Raw genomic sequence first — 19,455 nt, forward strand, 5'->3', positions numbered from 1 at the left:
AATCAGATCGCTCCTGCCCGCATGAGATCGTGTAGGTGCACCATGCCGATCACGCGACGGTCCTCGTCCAGTACCGGCAGCGCCATCACGCCGTGGCGCTCCATGATACCCACGGCGGCAGCCGCAAGCTCGTCCGGTCGGGTCGTGCGCGGCGAGCGCGTCATCACCCGCTCGACCGGCACGTCGAAGACGTCGTTCTCGCGCTCCATCAGCCGTGTCAGGTCGCCCGCCGTCACAACCCCCAGGAGCTTCCCGTCGTCGTCCACCACCGCCACCGTGCCGCGCTTTTCGGCCAACAACACGATGCACTCGCGCATCGTCGCGGTAGGGCCGAGTGTCGGCAGGTCCTCCACCAGCATTGCGTCACGCACGCGCATGAGGAGGCGTCGGCCCAGGGCTCCGCCCGGATGAATGCGGGCGAAGTCCTCCCGATCGAAGCCCCGCCGCCGCAGCAACGCGACCGCCAGGGCGTCCCCCAGGGCCAGCGCCGCTGTGGTCGAGGTGGTGGGGGCCAGATCATGGGGACAGGCCTCTTCCGCCACACCGGCATCGAGCACGATGGTGGCGTGGCGGGCGAGCGTGCTGTCGCTACGGCCGGTGATGGCCACGATCACCACCCCCACCCGCCGGAAGTATTCGAGCAGACCGTGGAGCTCCTCCGACTCGCCGCTCTTGGAGAGAAGAATCGCGACGTCCCCCGGATCCACGATGCCGAGGTCGCCATGCAGCGCCTCGACCGGGTGGAGGAAGGTGGCCGGGGTGCCGGTGGAGGTCAGCGTCGCCGCGATCTTCCTACCCACCAGCCCCGACTTACCGACGCCGGAGACGATGACCCTTCCCCGAGACTCCATCACCGCCTCCACCGCGGCGACGAAGCTGTCACCCACCCGATCCGCCAGCGCTGCCACCGCGTCCGCTTCCATCTTCAGGACGCGCCGCGCCTCGGCGACCAGCGTCTCCGGGTCGGCGTCGATGCGGCTGGGTCGCCGCCGCTCCTGCTCCGGTGCGCGCGGCGTCACGCTTCTTCCCTCCCCGTATACCGTTCGACCGCTGTGACCCACTCTCCCCGGGCCCGCAGCAGGAACTCCGCAAGCTCGCGCACGGCTCCAAATCCGCCTGGCCGTGTCGACACCCAGCGCGCGGCTGCCCGCACCTCCGGAACCGCGTTGGCCACGGCGATGGGAAAGCCCACCCGACGCAGCACCGGCAGGTCCGCAAGGTCGTCTCCAATGAACGCCACCGCCTCCAACCCCACTCCGAGCTTTCGCGCAATCGATTCCAGGACCGGCAGCTTGCTCGGCGAGGCGTTCTGGTGACACTCCCGGATTCCGAGCTCCTCCGCCCGCAAGCGCACCGCCTCCGACGAGCGCCGGGTCACAATAGCGACCTCGATCCCGCTCTGCTGCAGGAGATGGATCCCGAGCCCGTCGGTGATGTCGAACCGCTTCACCTCGATGCGCTCACCCCCGCGGGTGGCGCCGAGATACAGGCCGCCGTCCGTCATTACCCCGTCCACGTCCAACCCCACCAACCGGACCGCCGCCGCCCGCTCCCGGTCCGTCAGCCCGGCTTCGTGCCGGCTCATCGGGTCGCGGAGCTCCCAGGCGCGGCATCCCCGGCCACAGGACGTCCGAGCGCCTGGCGGATCGCCAACACGTCCTCCAGGAGCGGCCGCAGCCGGTCGAGGCGCAGCATGTTGGTGGCGTCCGACGGAGCCCCGGCTGGCTCCGGGTGCACCTCGAGGAAGAGCGCATCCGCACCGGCCGCGGTAGCCGCCCGCACGAGCGCGGGGATGTGGCGAGGGTCGCCTCCGCTGACCGCTCCCGCACCGGGACGCTGCACGGAGTGCGTACCGTCGAAGACGGTGGGGGCCTGGCAGGCCTCCCGCATCTCGGTGAAGGAGCGCATGTCGACCACCAGGTTGCCGTAGCCGAAGGCGGTTCCCCGCTCCGTCACCGCGACTCCGCCAGCGCCCGCGGCGCGTAGCTTCTGCACGGCATTGCCCATCTCGTGCGGGGCCATCCACTGCCCCTTCTTCACGTTCACCGCCCGCCCGGTGCGGCCCGCGGCCAGCAGTAGATCGGTCTGGCGGCAGAGGAAGGCCGGGATCTGCAGCACGTCCACCACCTCGCCCACCGGCTCGCACTGATAGGACTCGTGCACATCTGTGAGTATCGGCAGCCCCGTTTCCTCGCGAACTCGGGCCAGTTTGCGGAGCCCCTCCTCCAGGCCGGGCCCCCGCGCCGAGGAGAGCGACGAGCGGTTCGCCTTGTCGAACGACGACTTGAAGATGATGGCGATCCCCAGCTCCTCGTTAACCGCGCGGAGCTCCCGCGCCACCGTCAGGTTCAGCGCGTCGTCCTCCAGCACGCACGGACCCGCGATCAGGAAGAAGCCTCCCCCGGGCCGGAAGAGCGCCTCGACCGACGTACCGTGCACACTCGGGCTCACCGCGCTGCCCCCGCGAAGGTGTCTACCCTCGGCTCCGCGATCTCCCGCTTCTCCGCCCGCCGCTTCGCAGCAGCGGCAATGAAGGAGGCGAAGAGCGGGTGCGGATGGTTCGGGCGCGACTTCAGCTCCGGATGGAACTGCGTGGCGAGGAACCAGGGGTGATCCGGCAGCTCGATCATCTCCACCAGGTTCCCATCCGGAGAGGTCGCGCTCACCACCATCCCCGCCTCGGCCAGCGCGTCGCGGTATGCGTTGTTGACCTCGTAGCGGTGGCGGTGCCGCTCGCTGATCTCGAGTGACCCGTAGATCTCCGCCGCGCGCGACCCCGGCTGCAGACGCGCCGTGAACGATCCCAGCCGCATCGAGCCGCCCAGATCGGTGATCTGGCGCTGGGCATCCATGAGGCAGATCACCGGATGCTCGGTTTCAGCGTCCCACTCCATCGAGTGCGCATTGGCCAGGCCGCAGACGCTACGCGTGAATTCGATGATCGCGGTCTGCAGCCCCAGGCAGATGCCGAAGAAGGGCAGCCCCGTGCGCCGGGCGGAGCCGATCGCGTTGAGCATTCCCTCCACGCCACGCACGCCGAACCCACCGGGGATCAGGAGGCCGTCGAAGCCGGCGAGCAGCTCATCCGCGGAGCTGCCGTTCTCGAAGTCCTCGGAGGACAGCCAGGCAATCTCCACTCCCACGTCGTTGGCGATGCCGCCGTGGATCAGGGCCTCCTGTACCGACTTGTAGGAGTCGATGAGGGCCACGTACTTGCCCACCACCGCGATGCGCACGGTCCCGCGACGCGGGCGCTTGATGCGCTCGACCAGGTCGCGCCACTCGGTGAGGTCCGGCTTCTGTGTCTCGAGCCTGAGCCGCGCCACTACCTGGTCGTCGAGGTGCTGAGCGTGAAGCTGCAGCGGCACCTCGTAGATCGTGGACGCGTCCGGCGCCTCGATGACGCCGTTCACGTCCACGTTCGCGAAGAGTGCGATCTTGCGGCGCATCTCCACCGGAATCGGGCGCTCGGAGCGGCAGATCAGGATATCCGGCTGAATTCCGATCTCCATCAGCTCCCGCACCGAGTGCTGGGTCGGCTTCGTCTTGAGCTCTCCCGCCGCGGCGATGTAGGGAACCAGGGTCACGTGCACGAACAGCGTGTGCTCCCGCCCGACCTCCTGCCGGTACTGCCGGATCGCCTCGAGGAACGGAAGGCTCTCGATGTCACCGACGGTCCCACCGATCTCGGTGATCACGACGTCGTGGTTCGGGGCGAGCCGTCGGATGGCTCCCTTGATTGCATCGGTGATGTGCGGGATGACCTGAACGGTGGCGCCGAGATAGTCACCGCGGCGCTCCTTGGTGATGACGTCCTGGTAGATGCGGCCGGTGGTGATGTTGTTCGCTTGCGAGAGCGACTGGTCGATGAAGCGTTCGTAGTGGCCGAGGTCCAGGTCGGTCTCGGCTCCGTCGTCGGTGACGAATACCTCCCCGTGCTGGAAGGGGGACAGCGTACCCGGGTCGACGTTGATATAGGGGTCGAATTTCTGGATGGTGACCCGCAGCCCCCGCTCGACCAGCAGCCGACCGAGCGAAGCGGCCGCGATTCCTTTACCCAGCGACGAGACAACCCCGCCGGTGACGAAGATGAATTTGGTGGGCGTCGTGTTCGTTTCGGTCATCGGGCCAGTTCGTCTCGTGGTTCGGAGAGGCCGTCGTTGAGATCCAGTTCCTGCCGCAGCCGCCGTTCCGCCGCGCGCGCGTCTTCCGGCGTGTCCACCCCACCTTCCACCGGCGGGACGATTGCCACGCCAATACGCACGCCCGCGGCGAGCGGGCGGAGCTGCTCCAACCGCTCGATGCGCTCGAGCTCCCCTTCCGGTAGGGAGACCCAGCGGGCGAGCGCGTCCGCAGCGTATACGTAAATACCGAGGTGTCGTAGAAAGGCTCCGGATGCCAGATCGGCCGCATCGGGCTCGGCGTCCCGGAGATAGGGGATGGGGGCGCGGGAAAAGTAAAGAGCGGCGCCATCGGCGCCGCGTACGACCTTCACCGCCGCGGGGTCTCGCCACTCCTCGACCGAGCGAAGGAGAGTGGCTGCAGTCCCGATATCCCACCCCTCCTCGCGCACCAGTTCGATCGGAGGCACCAGCTGGTCGGTGCGGACGAACGGCTCATCGCCCTGCACGTTCACGATCACGCGGAAACGCTGGTTTTCGGGGCGGCGGGCCACCTCGGCCACGCGGTCGGTGCCGGAGGGATGCGCCGGGTCCGTGAGGACCGCCTCGGCCCCGAATCCCTCGGCCACCCGCACGATCTCCGGGCTGTCGGTGGCGATGACCAGCCGCTCGAAAAGGTCCGCCGCTGCCGCCCGCCGCCAGACCCATTCGATGAGCGGTCGTCCGGCGATCGGGTGCAACGGCTTCCGAGGCAGCCTCGTGGAGCCCAGTCGGGCCGGGATCACCCCCAGAATCCCGTCCTTCAACCGCCCCTCCCGGAGCGAAGAATCGGCGGCCTGTTAGCAATATTCACGCCAGAAAAGCTAGCGGCGCCGCGGCCCTTTGTCAAAGTGCCGGAGCGTCCTTTTTCACGCTCTCCATCGCTCATCGGGGGATACGCATTAAAGGGTCGTGCGCGCCGGTGGGCCACGGCTCGCGAAGCCCGGGAAGGTGCTCAGAAGGGTAGGTGGAAGCTTATGCTGAAATGCGGGTCGCGATCCGCTTCGGCGGGATCGAGGTAGAGGAAGAGATCGGCCACGCTCTGGCGCACACCCACCGCGACGTTCTGCTGCCACCGGGGTGCATCAGTATTGCTCACCCACGCGCTGCCCACGGCGTGTCGCGCTGCGAGCTGCGGGATGCCCGCGTAAGGAAGCACCAGAAAACGCAGCGGGACCGCGTAGGTAGACTGAAGGAAGACGAGATTGTCGCCACGCAGCTCGCCCTTCCTCAGGGTGGGAAGGGTGCCGGGCCCCCCGATGAGCGACCAGCGCTGGGGAGGGGCGGGATCGGGACCGAAGCTCTGCATCACGTGCCCGTGGAGCTCGAGCGAGTGGTCCCAGAGGGCGATCATGGTCCAGCGACCATCGAGGACGAGCTGGACGAACGAGCGCTCTCCCCAGCTACGCCCCTCAGGGGACGGAAATGCCCACTCCAGGTCGGCACTGCTGATGAAACCCGAAGTCACCCCGCGCCATCCGGCGCTGAAGCCGGCGAGCGCGGAGGTGAGGGTGCCCTCGAAGACCGGCGGGTTTTCTCGCCAGGGCTCGTCCCCGAAGAGTGTCCAGGGATCACGGGCGCGAAGCGACCGGTCCCGCGATGCACGCACACCCAGCCGCGGGACGATGTACCCTTGTCGCGTCGCCAGGGTGAGCGGCGGAAGCTGCTCCACCCGCACCTCGACGAAATCCGACTCGTAGTAGTTGCGGACATCGGAGCGGACGAGCAGTGCGGATAGGCTGTTGGAGAGGTCACCGCGAATCCATTCGTCGTGCGTCTCCACGGTACGCCCGCCACTCACCGACAGGTGAGCGCGTCCACCGAACGGGAGGAGGAGACGGCCCGTCGCTCCTACGTCGCCCCGGGCGCTGTAGTAGCTGCCGATCACCTCGTAGTGCGGCCGGAGGGAGTCGGTGCCGAAGCCCCCCGCCAGACCGGCCCGCACGGTCACGCCGTTCACCCTGTCGTAGGAGGGGATGATGACGCCTAGGACTCCCTGGGTCCTTATGAAGGGAGGTCGTGGTGGAGCGCGCAGGGTCACTCTGTATTCGGCGCCCCGCTGCTCGACCACGACGTTGTAATCGAGGGGGAGGAAGAGGGTATCGCCGACCGTGGCCAGTGCGGACGAACCGATGGTGCCGGCAACCGCCACCGCGACGCCGCCGACTCGCGCTCCTGGACGGATGAAGAAGGAGCCGCTCACCACCGCCACCGATCCGCTCACTGTCCCTTCCAGTCGAACGGTGGCGTCCACCACCACCAGGTCCCCCTCATGCTGGAAGGTCGCGGGCAGGACCGTGTCGCGATCGATGATCCAGTAATCGTTTCGATCGGCGATCTCCCGCAGGGCCGAGGCGGCCGGGTGGTCCGTACTGCCCTCCACCACCAGCCGTTGGGCGACGCTCTCACCCGCGATCAGGAAGAGGAGCGCCAGCGCGAGCCAGAGGTTCCGCACCTCAGATCAGCGAGAGGAAGTTGCGGAGCAGCGCATGCCCGTGCTCGCTGGCGATCGACTCCGGGTGGAACTGCACCCCCCAGACGGGATACGTGCGGTGCCGCACCGCCTGGATCTCGTCCTGGAATCCTTCCTCGTCCGTCCAGGCCACCACCTCCAGCTCGGCGGGAAGATCGGACGGTTCGATCACGAGCGAGTGGTAGCGGGTCACCGTGAACGGCGAGGGGATGTCGCGGAACACTCCCTCGCCCCGATGCGCCACCGGAGAGGTCTTGCCGTGCATCAGCCGCCTGGCACGCACCACCGAGCCGCCGTAGGCCGCGCCGATCGCCTGGTGGCCCAGGCAGACCCCCAGGATGGGGATGCGCGGTCCGAAGGTGCGGACCAGCTCCACCGAGATCCCCGCCTCCGCCGGCGTACACGGCCCCGGCGAGATGACCACCGCCTGCGGCGCCATCGCCTCCACCTCCTTCAGCGTCACCTCGTCGTTCCGCTTCACCACCGGCTCCACCCCGATCTCCCCCAGATATTGCACTAGATTCCAGGTGAAGCTATCGTAATTATCTATAACTAATATCATAACATAGGTGTGTTCACTTGATATAGATCCGAGAGGCATCGGCGAATTACGAATTATGAATTACGGATTCTTACTTAGGGCGGGCTCCCGGTCTACCCGCGGCAGCTCAGCGACTATCCTGCCAGGCGAGTATCCTAACCCGTAACCCGTAATTCGTAATTCGTAATTCGTAATTCGTAATTCGTAATTCGTAATTCGTAATTCGTAATTCGTAATTCGTAATTCGTAATTCGCGCCGCGCTCCGCGCGGCGCGCTACGCCCGCGGATGAAACGACCGGTGCACCTGCGTCAGGTAGGTGCGGTCCACGTGCGTGTACACCTGCGTGGTCGAGATGTCCGCGTGGCCGAGCATTTCCTGCACCGCCACCAGGTCGGCGCCGCCTTCCAGCAGGTGCGTAGCGAAGGAGTGCCGCAGCGTGTGCGGACTCACCGGCTTGGTGATCCCCGCCCGCTCCACATGAGCGCGAAGGATCTTCCACACGCCCATGCGGGTCAACGGGCCGCCACGGGCGTTCAGGAAGACCCTTCCCTCTCCCCTACCCCGCTCCAGCCGCGGCCGCACCTCCCGAATATAGATCGACAGGGCCGACACCGCTCTGCGACCAATGGGAACCAGGCGCTCCTTGCTCCCCTTCCCGAAGACGATCGCGTACCCCTCGTCCAGGTGCAGCTGGCGGAGCGGGAGCTCGATCAGCTCGGACACCCGCACTCCGCTGGCGTAGGCAAACTCGAGCAGCGCCCGGTCCCTCCAGGCGAGCGGGTGCGACAGATCCGGTGCGTTCAGGAGCCGTTCCACCTCCTCTATCGTGAGCACCTCGGGCAGGGTGCGCCAGCCGCGGGGCGTCTGGAGGCGCTCGCTCGGATCGGAGACCACCAGGCTCTCACCGAGCAGGAAGCCATAGTAGGTGCGAATGGCGGAGAGGTTGCGCGCCACCGAGGAGGGAGCCAGGCCCAGGTCCTTGAGGTGGTGGATGAAGCTACGCAGGTCGGCCGTCGTCGCGGCACCCGGCGAGCTCAGACCCTTCAGGGCGAGGTAATCGGCCAGCCGAGCCACATCGTGCTCGTACGCACGCAGCGTCTGCTCCGAGAGCCCTCGCTCGAAGCGCAGGTGGTCAAGGAAGGCCGACAGATGAAAGAGGCGACGATCGGGAGCCGCCGCCTCCTCCTCTCCCCTCGGCCCCTGCCGGTCCGGGCCGCGGCTCACCGGCTCTTCCACCACCACCAGACGACTCCCGCCGCGGCGATCAGTGCGATCACCCACGCCCAGAGACCCACCGATCGGACCAGCGCCAACAGCTGGTCCCAGTTGCGCCCGGCCCAGCCTCCGACATAGACCAGGGCGCCATACCAGACCGCCGACGCGAGCGCCACCGGGGGCGCCGTACGCCAGAACCCGATCCTCGCGACTCCCGCGAACACCGGCACCACCGCGCGGAACATCGGCAGGAAGCGGCTGATGAACACCACGCCGATACCGAACCGCCGGTAAAAGACGGCGAGCTTCTCGAGCTGCCCCGGATGCAGGATCAGCCGGCCCAAACGCCCGGCAAAAAAGCCCGCCCCATACCGCAGGCCTGCGTAGTACACGAACAGGGCCGAGAGCACGTTTGCCCCCCAGACCACGACGAAAACGATCCAGGGGTTGGCAACCCCGCGTCCCGCGAGCAGCCCGCCGAAGAGCACCACCACATCCGCGGGAACGGGAGGCACCAGGTTCTCCAGTGCCGCCATGGCGCCGAGGACGAGATACACCGCGGCGGCCGAGGCGCCGCCCAACCAGCTCAGCAGCCGCTCAATTGTCTCGGCCACGCTGGGGCCTCAGCCGTTGGGCCGCCCGTGTCGGGCGAAGAGTCGCGCCTGATCCTCGATACGGTCGATCAGCGCGACCGCCAGGACGGCGATCCCCTCCTCCCGACCGACCCACCCCATCCCCTCGTTCGACTTCCCTTTGATCGACACGTGACCCGGTGAGATGCCGAGCACCCCCGAGAGACGCTCGCGCATCTCTGCCACGTGCGGTCCGATCCGGGGGCGCTCCGCCACCACAGTGACGTCCACGTTGACGACCTGGTAATTCTCCCCCTCGAGGAGGTGGACTGCCCGCGCAAGCAGGCTCAGGGAGTCTGCGTCCTTCCAGGAAGGATCCTTGTCGGGAAAGTGGCTACCGATGTCGCCGAGGCCCGCTGCGCCCAGGATGGCGTCGGTCACCGCATGGGCCACGGCATCCGCGTCCGAGTGCCCGGCCAACCCCACGTCGGAGGGGATGGTCACGCCGCCCAGCACCAGCGGGCGCCCAGCCTCGAAGCGGTGCGAATCGTATCCGTGGCCGATGCGCATGGTTCAGAAGACAGGGTAAACTCGCGTCCTACCGACGCCTGCCCGGCGCCGTTCGGGCCTCCATGTGAGACAGGGAACAGGTCGCCTTGGTCGCCCTGTTCCCTGCCATCCCTGCGCCCGGCGCGACGGGGCGCTCAGACCCCGTCCCAGCGTCGGATCGCCAGAGAGACGTTGTGTCCGCCGAAACCGAAACTGTTGCTCAGGGCCAGCCGGACCGGTCGCTCGACCATGCCGTTCGTGGCGTAGTCGAGATCGCATTCCGGGTCGGGGTTCGAGTAGTTGATCGTGGGCGGGATCTTCCCCTCCCGGCAGACGAGGGCGGTGATGACCGCCTCCAGGCCGCCCGCCGCGCCGAGCGTGTGACCGGTCATCGACTTGGTCGAGCCGACGACGACCTCGCGCGCGCGGTCGCCCAGCACCGCCTTGATGGCGAGCGTCTCGTTGAGATCGTTCGCCGGGGTGGAGGTGCCGTGCGCATTGATGTAGTCCACGTCCTCGGGCCCCGCGCCTGCGCTCTGCAGCGCCATCTTCATCGCCCGCACCGCGCCTTCGCCACCGGTGGCCGGCGCGGTGATATGGTACGCGTCGGCCGTCTGCCCGTAACCGACCAGTTCCGCGACGATATTGGCGCCACGCGCGCGGGCGTGCTCCAGCTCCTCGAGTACGAGCATCCCCGCGCCCTCTCCCATGACGAAGCCGTCACGGGTGGCGTCGAACGGGCGGCTGGCCGTCTCGGGCGAATCGTTACGCTCGGAGAGCGCCTTCATCGCGGCGAATCCGGCCACCGTCATGCCGGTGATCGTCGCCTCCGTCCCGCCCGTGATCATCACGTCAGCCTCGCCGACCTGGATCGAGCGGAATGCGCTGCCGATGGCGTGCGCCCCCGAGGCGCACGCCGAGACCGTGGCGTAGTTGGGCCCCTTCGCGCCATAGCGGATCGAGACGAGGCCCGCGGCGATGTCGCCGATGAACATCGGGACGAAGAAGGGGGACACGCGGCTGGGCCCTTTCTCCACAAACCTCCCGTGCTGCTCCTCGAAGGTCGAAATCCCGCCGATGCCGCTCCCGATGATCACTCCGAAGCGCTCGGGATCGACCGACCCCAGGTCATCTTCCAGTCCCGCCTCGCGCATGGCCTGCACCGCCGTGGCGATCGCGAACTGTGCAAAGCGGTCGGTCCGCTTGATTTCCTTGCGCTCGATGTAATCCGCCGGATCGAAGTCCTTGACTTCGCAGGCGAACCGGACGGGGAAGTCCGACGCGTCGAACTGCGTGATCTCGGCCGCGCCGCTTCGGCCTTCGAGAAGGGACGTCCAGCTCGAGTGAACGTCCTTCCCGACCGCCGTCAGCAGACCGGTTCCGGTGATCACCACTCGGCGACTCATTACGCGAGTCCTCCGGATCGGATGCTGAGCATCAAGTCAGTGCCACTCAGCTCTGGTTCTGCTTGATGTACTCGATCGCGTCGCCCACGGTCTGGAGCTTCTCCGCGTCCTCGTCCGGAATCTCGATCCCGAACTCCTCCTCGAAGGCCATCACCAGCTCGACCGTATCGAGGGAATCCGCACCCAGATCGTCGACGAACGAGGCCTCGTTGGTCACCTTCTCGGCCTCCACCCCCAATTCGTTGATGATGATATCCTTGACCTTGGCCTCGATGTCCGCCATCGCTCTGCTCCTTGGAAAATGTTATCGGTCTCCGCGAAACTACACGGGCGCCTGCATCCTACTAGATGACCATTCCACCGTCCACCACCAGCACCTGCCCGGTAATGTAGCTCGCACCGGGCCCGGCGAGGAATCGCACCACCGAGGCGATGTCCTCCGGGCGGCCGAGCCGGCCCAGGGCGATCTGCTCTAGCAGCGCCGCGCGCGCCGCCTCGGGTAGCTCCGCGGTCATGTCGGTCTCGATGTAGCCCGGCGCGACCACGTTCACCAGGATGCCCCGGGAAGCGAGCTCTTTCGCCACCGCCTTGGTCAGCCCGATGAGACCGGCCTTGGAGGCGGCGTAGTTCGCCTGCCCCTTGTTGCCGGACAGGCCCACCACACTCGATATGTTGATGATCCTCCCGGCCTTCTTCTTCATCATCCCGCGGGTAACCGCCCGGATGACGTTGAAGGCACCGCGGAGGTTGGTGTCGATCACTACATCCCAGTCCTCATCCTTCAGCCGCATGAGGATGTTGTCCCGGGTCACGCCGGCGTTGTTGACGACCACGTCCGGGGATCCCAGCTCGGCCTCGACCCGACTGACCAGTTCGTTCACGCTCTGCGAATCCGCCACGTCGGCGGCGTAGCCGGCGTGCCCCTCACCGGGCAGCTCCGCGGCGGCGGCCTGAGCGCGCGCCTCATCCCGCGCCACCACCGCCACCCGTGCACCCGCCGAGGCCAGCTCCTTTGCTACCGCGAAGCCGATCCCGCGGGATCCTCCTGTGACCAGCGCGACCTGTGACGTCAGCTCCTGCACCGGTTCACCCCCTCCCCCAGAATTGATCGATCTCCTGGACGGTCCCGAGCGTTCGCGTCGGCACGTCCCGCGTCACACGCTTCATCAGCCCTGCCAGCACGTTGCCCGGGCCGAGCTCCCAACACTCCTCCAAGCCAACCTCCAGCATGGCGCGCTCGACCTCCACCCACCGCACCGGCGAGGTCAGCTGGCGAACGAGCAGGTCCCTCGCCGTCGCCGCCTCTTTCACCGGCTCACCGGTGACGTTGGAGACCACCGGGAGACGGGGATCGGACAGGGGGACGCTCTCGAGCTGCTCGCGCAGACCTTCTTCAGCGGAAGCCATGAGGGGTGAGTGGAAGGCACCCGAGACGTTCAGCGGCACAACCTTTCGTGCTCCCGCTTCCGCCAGGAGAGGCTCCGCACGCCGCACGGCCTCCACGTCGCCGGAGACCACCACCTGTCCGGGCGCATTGTAGTTGGCGGGTACGACGACGCCGTCGCCCGCATCGGATGCTTGCTGACAGACCGACTCGACGACCGCATCATCCAGGCCCAGAACCGCCGCCATCGTGCCGGGCCGCTCCTCACCGGAGCGCAGCATCAACTCTCCCCGTCGGCGCACGGTCCGAACCGCATCGGCGAACTCCATCCCTCCCGCCGCGACGTACGCACTGAACTCACCGAGCGAGTGGCCGGCAGCAATGGTCGCGAGCGACTGCCTTTCCTCCAGCAATCGCCACACGGCCACACTGTGCACCAGCAGCGCCGGCTGCGCGTTCACCGTGAGCGTAAGCTCCTCCTCCGGCCCCTCCCAGCAGAGGCGGGAAAGATTGAAGCTGAGCGCGTCGTCGGCTTCCTCGAAGGTCCAGCGAACGACGGGAAAGGCCTCCGCCAGGTCCTTCCCCATTCCGACGCGCTGCGATCCTTGGCCCGGAAAGAGCAGCCCGACCGGGCCCGAAGCGTCGCTCACAGGCGCACCACGTTGGAGGCCCAGGTGAACCCCGCGCCGAAAGCCACCATCAGGACCAGCGAGCCCTTGCCCACGAGCCCCTGCTCCCGCGCCTCGTCGAGGGCGACCGGCAACGAAGCGGAGCTCATGTTGCCGTACCTGTCGACATTGACGAAGACCTTCTCCATGGGGATGCCGGCATACTTCGCCGTGGCCTCGATGATCCGCAGGTTCGCCTGATGGGGGACCAGGAGGTCGATCTCCTCGCTCGTCACCCCCGCGCGCACCATCGCCTCGCTGGCGGCCTCGCACATCGAACGGACGGCGTTCTTGAAGACCTCGGGTCCCGCCATGCGGATGTAGTGGTTACGCTCGTCGAGCACCACCAGCTCGATGGGAATGCGGGTCCCACCGGCCGGACGCCAGAGCAGCTCGGCCAGGGTGCCGTCCGAGCGCATGAAGGTCGAGAGAAGGCCCGACTCGCCATCGGAGGGTTGCACAACCGCCGCGCCCGCGCCGTCCCCGAAGAGGACGCAGGTGCTGCGGTCCGTCCAGTCCACGATCGAGCTCATCTTCTCGGTGCAGACGAGCAGCACGTTCTTCGCCTGCTCGGCGGCAATGTGACCGGTGGCGAGGGAGAGCCCGAAGGGGAAGCCGGAACAGGCAGTGGCGAAGTCGTACGCCGCCGCGTTGGTGGCCCCGATCAGGGCCTGGATGTCGCAGGCGGTCGAGGGAAGCAGCCGGTCGGGCGTGGCCGTCGACACGATGATAAGGTCGATGTCGGTCGCAGCGAGGCCTGCCTCGTCGAGCGCGGCGCGCGCCGCGGCCGCTCCCATGTCCGCCGCGCCAGTCTCCGGAGACGCCAGGTGCCGCGTGCGGATGCCGGTTCGCGTGCGGATCCACTCGTCCGAAGTGTCCACCATCGTCTCCATCTCGGCGTTCGTCACCACCCGTTCGGGGATGAAGCGACCGGTAGAGACGATGCGCGCGCGCGGGACCGGACGGGACCCGCTCACGATTGCCCCTGAGGCGCGGTCAGACGCGCCAGACGGTTCTGGATGTGCTGCACCATATGATTCTCCACGGCCTGGACCGCCACCCGGATGGCCGCCACGATCGCGCGGGGGGGCGAGCCCCCGTGGCAGATGATCGTGACGCCGTTCACGCCGAGAAGCGGGGCGCCGCCATATTCAGTGTAGTCGAGGATCTGAGCGATACGGCTCAGGTCGAGCGTTGCGGAGGTCGCCTCCACCTCTGCTCGCACGAGATCGACGAAGAAGGCCGCCACCGACTCGTAGAACTTCAACAGGACATTGCCGGCGAAGCCATCGCACACCAGCACGTCGCATTCTTCCTCGATGATTCCCCGCCCTTCCACGTTCCCGACGAAGTTCAGCGACGGCGAGGCAGCGAGGAGCCCGTAAGCCTCCACCGAGCGCTCGTCACCTTTCTCCGGCTCCTCCCCGATGTTCAGCAGACCGACCCGGGGATTCTCCACTCCCATGAGGTCGCGAGCGTAGATGGAGCCGAGGTGAGCGAACTGGAGGAGGTGCGAGGGGCGGGTATCGACGTTCGCGCCGGCGTCGATGAGAAGCGTCTGCCCGTTCCGCGTGGGGAGGACCGTGCCGATCGCAGGGCGATCCACGCCGGGCAGGGGGCGCAGGATGACCAGCGAGCCGGCCATGACCGCACCCGTGGATCCGGCGCTGATAAACGCGTCGACCTCCCCCTGTTTCTGCAGGGAGAGGCCGACCACGATCGAAGAATCCGGCTTGCGGCGGATCGCCTGGGCCGGCGGCTCTCCCATCTCGATGCGACTGGGAGCGTGAACGATTTCGATCCTCTCCCGCGAGGCACCCGGGTGCCGCGCCAGCTCAGCCTCGATGCGCTCGCGGTCTCCAACCAGGACGAGAGTGAAAGAGCCTGGGAGTGTGCGAAGTGCCCCGATCGCGCCCTCGACCTCGATGGTGGGCGCACGATCGGAACCCATCGCGTCCAGGGCGATCCGCATGGCGGAAATGCCGCGTTAGAGCTCTTCGATCTCGAGCCTCTGCACCTGACGGTAATAGCCGCAGGTGGGGCAGACGCGATGCGGCACCTGGGGATCGCCGCAACGCGGACAGCTGCGAAGCGCCGGCATGCGCGCCTTTACGTGCGTACGACGCTTGCGCTGCCGCTGCTTGGATTGACGCCTCTTCGGAACGGCCATTGTTCAGCCCTCTCGGGTGATGGTCAGTCGAATTTGAGCTTCTTGAGCGCGGACCAGGGGCTCGACTCCTCCTCCGGAACGCAGTCACAGGTCCCGTCGTTCAGGTTCGCGCCGCATTTCGGACAGAGCCCGCGGCACGACTCCGAGCAGACCACATAGTCGAGCAGCCGGAGGATCAACTCCTCCCGCAGCGGTGGACCCAGATCCACGTAGTCCCCGCGCGCGGGAAGAGGGTACACCTCCCCCTCCAGATCCGCTACCTCTTCGCCGTTGAGGGGCTCGAAAAGAAGGGTGACCTCGTCGTCCAGCTCCCGCACGACGGGTTCGAGGCACCTGCGGCACTCGAGGGCAAGCCTAACCTTCATCTCCCCGCGCACCAGCACACCCTCACCCACGGACTGCGCGCGAAGATCGACCCGCAGCGGCCCCTCCAACTTCACCTCCGACCCCTCCCACAGCGGATCGGAGGGCAAAATTTGGCCCTCCACCCGCGCCTCGCCGCGGGCCACATCCGCCAGGTTCAAAATCGGCATAAACAGAAAAATTAGCGCAGCGACGGGCAAGTGTCAACCGCGGGAAGGGCGCGAAGGCAGCGTGTAGACTGGGTTTGCGACTGCCTCCCCGGGGCCTTTGGACCCTACCCTTTCACCGGTGTGCAGGACGCGAGCCGCGGCCTCAGCGCTCCTCGCCGCTCAGCAGCCACGAGGCCAGGAAGGACACCAGGCTGATCACGATCGACCCGAGCAGGGCAGCCCAGAAGCCGTCGACGAAGAAGCGCAGTCCGATGGACTGCGCGATCGCCTCCGTCAGCAGGAGCATGGCGGCATTGATCACCAGCAGGAACAGCCCCAGGGTCAGAAAGATCAGGCCGCAGGCGAGGAAGCTCAGAATCGGGCGTACCAGCGCATTGACCAGCCCCAGAATGAGGGCGACGACGAAGAAGGACCCTGTGCCGCCCTCCAGGTGCACCCCTTCGACGAGGTAGACGGCGGCAGCCACACCCACCGCCGATATCAACCAGCGAAGGAGCAGGTTCATCTCGCTGCGCCTGCCGCCCTCAGGCGGCGTTCGCCGTCAGCTCCGACTCGGCGAAGAAGAACGCCACCTCCACTGCCGCGTTCTCATCGGAGTCGGACGCGTGGATCGCATTCCGTCCCTTCGACTCCGCGTAGAGCTTGCGCACGGTTCCCTCCGCCGCCTCGGCCGGGTCGGTGGCGCCGATCACCTCCCTGAGCTTGGCCACCGCGTCGTCGCGCTCCAGGACCATCGGGATCACCGGCCCGGAAACCATGAAGTCCACCAACTCGGCGTAGAACGGCCGCTCCCGGTGCACGGCGTAAAAGGCGCCGGCCTGCTCCCGGCTCAGGCGCGTCATGCGCAGCGCCCGAACCCGGAACCCCTCCCGCTCCAGGTGGGCGATGATCTTCCCGGCGTGCCCGGCCGCGACGGCGTCGGGCTTGATGATCGCTAACGTTCGAGACATTCGAGATCTTTCTGATCGATTACGAATTTCGAATTACGAATTACGAATCACGAATTACGAATCACGGATGGAGATCACGAATTCGGTAGCTGCGACTTTCCGTTCCGGCACCGCGCGCCCACCGGCACGATTTAGTAATTCGTAATTCGTAATTTCGGCTTTACTTGCCGAACAGCTTGCGCAGAATGTCGCTCCGCGTAAGGAAGCCGGTCAGCTTGCCTTCGCTCACCACGGGGAGGCGCTCGACGTCCTTGTTCACCATGATGGAGGCCAGCTCCGCGAGGCTCTGGTCCTCGGAGATGCACATCACCGACCGGGACATGATCTCCCGCACCGGGGTGTCCTGCAGGGAGCGCTCCTGGGCCTTGAGCTCCTGCGGCTCGCCTGTGCCGGCCTGGACGACCTGCGGGAGCAGGAAGCGAAGCAGGTCACGGTCGGTGACCATCCCCAGCACTTCCCGCTTCTCCCCCACCACCGGCACCGCCTTCAGCTCGTGCCGGATGATCAGCTCCAGGAGCTCGCTCACCGGCGTATCGGGGAAGACCCGGTGCACCCGCTGCGTCATGATGTCGCGCACGGTCAGGCGTGGTTGCACCGCCAGGTTGCCCAGCTCCGGGATGGCGAGGATCTCCTCCGGAGTCCGGGCAGCGAGCATCCGCTCGACCACCCCCTCCGAGCGCAGCGCGCGAGCGAGCGCGGCCACCATCTGCAGGTAGAGGTTGGCCGCCGAGGGCGGTGCCAGCACCAGCACCACGATCTGCTCGGTCGGCTCGCTCGGGCCGCCCGGGGTGCGCATCGGCTCCGGTGCGACCCCGATCGCCACGACCAGGTCCGCGACCGCATCCGTGCGCAGATGCGGCAGGAGGATCCGGTCGCCGACGTGGACCACGTCGCGGACCCGATCCTCCGAAGTCAGCCGCTCGACTCGCTCCGGGTGGATCAACGCGCCGGTATCGACGAGGCGCTGCACGAGCTCCCGCACCGCGGCGCGGAAGGTGTCCGCCTGGAGGGGCACGATCACGTGCTCCGGACGCAGGATTTCGCTCAAGCGCATGGTGCCTCGAGGGTTGTACCGGGAGCCGCAGAGGCGGCTTTCAGGCGGCGAGCGCGTCGCGAATCAGACCCACCACGTCCAGCGGCCGGCGGGCCACGCCGATCCCGCTCTCCTCGAAGGCACGGATCTTCTCCTCGGCCGTGCCCGCAGAACCGGAGATGATCGCCCCGGCGTGACCCATCCGCCGACCCGGTGGGGCCGTCTGTCCCGCGATGAAGCCCACCACCGGCTTGCTCAGGTTCTCACGGACATACCGCGCGGCTTCCTGCTCATCGGTGCCGCCGATCTCCCCGATCATGACCACGGCCTTGGTTTCGGGATCGGCCTCGAAGGCCGCGAGGCAGTCGATGAAGCTGGTGCCGTTGATCGGATCACCACCGATGCCGACACAGGTGGTGGTCCCGATCCCCGCCCCCTTGAGCTTCGCCACCACCTCGTAGGTCAGGGTCCCCGATCGGGAGACCAGACCCACCGGGCCTGGCTCGGTGATGTTGCCGGGAATGATGCCCACCTTGCTCTTGCCGGGTGAGATCAGCCCCGGGCAGTTCGGCCCGAGCAGACGCGCGCCCTTCTCCTGCACGTACATGCGCACGCGCATCATGTCGAGCACCGGAACCCCCTCGGTGATGCAGACGATGAACTCGATGCCCGCATCGGCCGCCTCGAACATCGCGTCGGCCGCGAAGGCCGGGGGCACGTAGATCACCGAGGTGTTCGCGCCCGCCTCCCGCACCGCCTGCTCGACTGTGTCGAACACCGGCACGGCGTCGTCGAACTTCTGCCCGCCCTTCCCCGGAGTCACCCCCGCCACCACGCGGGTTCCGTACTCGCGCATCTGGCGCGTGTGGAACGATCCATCGCGCCCTGTAATCCCCTGTACGACGAGGCGCGTATCCTGATCGATGAAGATGCTCACTTGCCCTCTCCCTTGGCGAGGTTCACAGCCCGTTCGACGGCCTCGTCCATGTCGGTCATCGCGCTGAACCCCGCCGCCTCCAGAATTTCGACCGCCTTCTCTTCGTTGGTTCCAGTAAGCCGGATCACGATCGGCACGGCGATGTCGATCTGCCGTGTCGCGGTGACAATGCCGTTGGCGACGTCGTCGCAGCGCGTGATCCCGCCGAAGATGTTGAAGAGGATGACCCGGACGTTGGGATCGGAGGTGATGATGCGGAGGGCGTTGACCACCTTCTCGGGGTTCGACGACCCACCGATGTCCAGGAAGTTGGCCGGCTCTCCCCCGTAGTACTTGACGAGGTCCATGGTCGCCATGGCCAGGCCGGCACCGTTCACGCAGCAGCCGACGTTGCCGTCCAGCTTGATGAAGGTGAGCCCCGCCTGCCGCGCCGCGACCTCGGAGGGCGCCTCGGCACTCTCGTCGCGCAGCGCTTCGATCTCCGGCCGCCGGAAGAGCTCGTTGTCGTCGATGTTCATCTTCGCGTCGATCGCCTTCACCTCGCCCGCGGGGGTCGTGATGAGGGGGTTGATCTCGGCGAGGGAGCAGCCGGCGTCGAAGAAGGAGTCGTAGAGCTGCGCCATGATCTTCGCCGCCGCCCTCTGCTGCTTCACGTCGTCGTAGAGCTCGGTGGCGAGCCAGTACGCCTGGTGCGGGAGGAGCCCGTAGCGCGGGTCGACGGGGAGCTTGCGGATCGCCTCGGGGTTGGTGTGGGCCACCTCCTCGATGTCCACCCCGCCCGAGGCCGAGACCATGAAGACGGGCTTCTTGCTCTCCCGGTCCACGATGATCCCCACGTACGCCTCGGTGCCGATGTCCTCCG

23 protein-coding genes are annotated in these 19,455 nt (G+C 67.1%); all 23 read right to left on the bottom strand.

What is annotated here, in order from left to right; all coding sequences use genetic code 11:
• Positions 1–2: 2 nt before the first annotated feature.
• Positions 3–1,019 carry a KpsF/GutQ family sugar-phosphate isomerase gene (locus VF167_08730; GenBank protein ID HEX6925503.1) on the bottom strand — a complete coding sequence of 339 codons (1,017 nt, stop codon included), beginning with the start codon at positions 1,017–1,019 and terminating at the stop codon, positions 3–5.
• Positions 1,016–1,585 (bottom strand): HAD hydrolase family protein, encoded by a 570-nt coding sequence (locus tag VF167_08735; protein ID HEX6925504.1) that lies wholly within the window; start codon positions 1,583–1,585, stop codon positions 1,016–1,018. The genes VF167_08730 and VF167_08735 overlap by 4 nt, the downstream gene beginning before the upstream one ends.
• Positions 1,582–2,451 (bottom strand): 3-deoxy-8-phosphooctulonate synthase, encoded by an 870-nt coding sequence (kdsA, locus tag VF167_08740; protein HEX6925505.1) that lies wholly within the window; start codon positions 2,449–2,451, stop codon positions 1,582–1,584. The genes VF167_08735 and kdsA overlap by 4 nt, the downstream gene beginning before the upstream one ends.
• Entirely contained in the window at positions 2,448–4,124 is a 1,677-nt protein-coding gene (locus tag VF167_08745) for a CTP synthase (GenBank protein ID HEX6925506.1), read from the bottom strand. Before VF167_08745 ends, kdsA begins: the two co-directional genes overlap by 4 nt.
• Positions 4,121–4,927, bottom strand: coding sequence for a 3-deoxy-manno-octulosonate cytidylyltransferase (gene kdsB / locus VF167_08750; GenBank protein HEX6925507.1), 807 nt, complete (start codon positions 4,925–4,927; stop codon positions 4,121–4,123). The genes VF167_08745 and kdsB overlap by 4 nt, the downstream gene beginning before the upstream one ends.
• Before the next feature lie 188 nt (positions 4,928–5,115).
• Positions 5,116–6,615, bottom strand: coding sequence for a hypothetical protein (locus VF167_08755; GenBank protein HEX6925508.1), 1,500 nt, complete (start codon positions 6,613–6,615; stop codon positions 5,116–5,118).
• A 1-nt stretch (position 6,616) separates the two neighbouring features.
• Complete coding sequence (locus VF167_08760; GenBank protein HEX6925509.1) at positions 6,617–7,234, bottom strand: aminodeoxychorismate/anthranilate synthase component II; 618 nt, start codon at positions 7,232–7,234, stop codon at positions 6,617–6,619.
• Between the two features lie 215 nt (positions 7,235–7,449).
• Complete coding sequence (xerD, locus tag VF167_08765; protein HEX6925510.1) at positions 7,450–8,457, bottom strand: site-specific tyrosine recombinase XerD; 1,008 nt, start codon at positions 8,455–8,457, stop codon at positions 7,450–7,452.
• Positions 8,397–9,005, bottom strand: a complete 609-nt coding sequence (locus VF167_08770) for a DedA family protein (protein HEX6925511.1) — start codon at positions 9,003–9,005, stop codon at positions 8,397–8,399. The genes xerD and VF167_08770 overlap by 61 nt, the downstream gene beginning before the upstream one ends.
• Positions 9,006–9,014: 9 nt before the next feature.
• Positions 9,015–9,533 carry a 2-C-methyl-D-erythritol 2,4-cyclodiphosphate synthase gene (gene ispF, locus VF167_08775; GenBank protein ID HEX6925512.1) on the bottom strand — a complete coding sequence of 173 codons (519 nt, stop codon included), beginning with the start codon at positions 9,531–9,533 and terminating at the stop codon, positions 9,015–9,017.
• A 134-nt stretch (positions 9,534–9,667) separates the two neighbouring features.
• Entirely contained in the window at positions 9,668–10,918 is a 1,251-nt protein-coding gene (gene fabF / locus VF167_08780; GenBank protein ID HEX6925513.1) for a beta-ketoacyl-ACP synthase II, read from the bottom strand.
• Between the two features lie 46 nt (positions 10,919–10,964).
• Entirely contained in the window at positions 10,965–11,201 is a 237-nt protein-coding gene (locus VF167_08785) for an acyl carrier protein (GenBank protein ID HEX6925514.1), read from the bottom strand.
• Positions 11,202–11,262: 61 nt separating this feature from the next.
• Entirely contained in the window at positions 11,263–12,000 is a 738-nt protein-coding gene (gene fabG, locus VF167_08790; GenBank protein ID HEX6925515.1) for a 3-oxoacyl-ACP reductase FabG, read from the bottom strand.
• 4 nt (positions 12,001–12,004) lie between these two features.
• Complete coding sequence (fabD, locus tag VF167_08795; GenBank protein HEX6925516.1) at positions 12,005–12,952, bottom strand: ACP S-malonyltransferase; 948 nt, start codon at positions 12,950–12,952, stop codon at positions 12,005–12,007.
• Positions 12,949–13,947 carry a beta-ketoacyl-ACP synthase III gene (locus tag VF167_08800; GenBank protein ID HEX6925517.1) on the bottom strand — a complete coding sequence of 333 codons (999 nt, stop codon included), beginning with the start codon at positions 13,945–13,947 and terminating at the stop codon, positions 12,949–12,951. The genes fabD and VF167_08800 overlap by 4 nt, the downstream gene beginning before the upstream one ends.
• Positions 13,944–14,942 (bottom strand): phosphate acyltransferase PlsX, encoded by a 999-nt coding sequence (plsX, locus tag VF167_08805; GenBank protein HEX6925518.1) that lies wholly within the window; start codon positions 14,940–14,942, stop codon positions 13,944–13,946. The genes VF167_08800 and plsX overlap by 4 nt, the downstream gene beginning before the upstream one ends.
• A gap of 15 nt (positions 14,943–14,957) precedes the next feature.
• The gene (gene rpmF, locus VF167_08810; protein HEX6925519.1) at positions 14,958–15,140 is read right to left on the bottom strand and encodes a 50S ribosomal protein L32; all 183 of its coding nucleotides are present in this window, start codon (positions 15,138–15,140) and stop codon (positions 14,958–14,960) included.
• A 23-nt stretch (positions 15,141–15,163) separates the two neighbouring features.
• Positions 15,164–15,673 carry a DUF177 domain-containing protein gene (locus VF167_08815; GenBank protein ID HEX6925520.1) on the bottom strand — a complete coding sequence of 170 codons (510 nt, stop codon included), beginning with the start codon at positions 15,671–15,673 and terminating at the stop codon, positions 15,164–15,166.
• 142 nt (positions 15,674–15,815) lie between these two features.
• On the bottom strand, positions 15,816–16,178 hold the full coding sequence (locus VF167_08820; GenBank protein HEX6925521.1) for a phage holin family protein: 363 nt from the start codon (positions 16,176–16,178) through the stop codon (positions 15,816–15,818).
• Positions 16,179–16,197: 19 nt separating this feature from the next.
• Entirely contained in the window at positions 16,198–16,623 is a 426-nt protein-coding gene (gene ndk, locus VF167_08825) for a nucleoside-diphosphate kinase (protein HEX6925522.1), read from the bottom strand.
• Between the two features lie 160 nt (positions 16,624–16,783).
• On the bottom strand, positions 16,784–17,677 hold the full coding sequence (locus tag VF167_08830; protein HEX6925523.1) for a CBS domain-containing protein: 894 nt from the start codon (positions 17,675–17,677) through the stop codon (positions 16,784–16,786).
• 40 nt (positions 17,678–17,717) lie between these two features.
• The gene (sucD, locus tag VF167_08835; protein HEX6925524.1) at positions 17,718–18,593 is read right to left on the bottom strand and encodes a succinate--CoA ligase subunit alpha; all 876 of its coding nucleotides are present in this window, start codon (positions 18,591–18,593) and stop codon (positions 17,718–17,720) included.
• Positions 18,590–19,455: ADP-forming succinate--CoA ligase subunit beta (sucC, locus tag VF167_08840; GenBank protein ID HEX6925525.1), on the bottom strand; the 866-nt coding region annotated here is incomplete at its 5' end. The genes sucD and sucC, both read right to left, overlap by 4 nt.

This window comes from Longimicrobiaceae bacterium (assembly GCA_036375715.1).
Taxonomy (GTDB): Bacteria; Gemmatimonadota; Gemmatimonadetes; order Longimicrobiales; family Longimicrobiaceae; genus DASVBS01.

What these genes read in the sequence shown, in the direction of transcription:
- VF167_08735 (HEX6925504.1), bottom strand. Translation starts at nt 1,585, where the DNA reads ATGAGCCGGCACGAAGCCGGGCTGACGGACCGGGAGCGGGCGGCGGCG.
- VF167_08745 (HEX6925506.1), bottom strand. Translation starts at nt 4,124, where the DNA reads ATGACCGAAACGAACACGACGCCCACCAAATTCATCTTCGTCACCGGC.
- VF167_08760 (HEX6925509.1), bottom strand. Translation starts at nt 7,234, where the DNA reads ATGCCTCTCGGATCTATATCAAGTGAACACACCTATGTTATGATATTA.
- ispF (HEX6925512.1), bottom strand. Translation starts at nt 9,533, where the DNA reads ATGCGCATCGGCCACGGATACGATTCGCACCGCTTCGAGGCTGGGCGC.
- fabF (HEX6925513.1), bottom strand. Translation starts at nt 10,918, where the DNA reads ATGAGTCGCCGAGTGGTGATCACCGGAACCGGTCTGCTGACGGCGGTC.
- VF167_08785 (HEX6925514.1), bottom strand. Translation starts at nt 11,201, where the DNA reads ATGGCGGACATCGAGGCCAAGGTCAAGGATATCATCATCAACGAATTG.
- plsX (HEX6925518.1), bottom strand. Translation starts at nt 14,942, where the DNA reads ATGCGGATCGCCCTGGACGCGATGGGTTCCGATCGTGCGCCCACCATC.
- rpmF (HEX6925519.1), bottom strand. Translation starts at nt 15,140, where the DNA reads ATGGCCGTTCCGAAGAGGCGTCAATCCAAGCAGCGGCAGCGCAAGCGT.
- VF167_08815 (HEX6925520.1), bottom strand. Translation starts at nt 15,673, where the DNA reads ATGCCGATTTTGAACCTGGCGGATGTGGCCCGCGGCGAGGCGCGGGTG.
- VF167_08820 (HEX6925521.1), bottom strand. Translation starts at nt 16,178, where the DNA reads ATGAACCTGCTCCTTCGCTGGTTGATATCGGCGGTGGGTGTGGCTGCC.
- ndk (HEX6925522.1), bottom strand. Translation starts at nt 16,623, where the DNA reads ATGTCTCGAACGTTAGCGATCATCAAGCCCGACGCCGTCGCGGCCGGG.
- VF167_08830 (HEX6925523.1), bottom strand. Translation starts at nt 17,677, where the DNA reads ATGCGCTTGAGCGAAATCCTGCGTCCGGAGCACGTGATCGTGCCCCTC.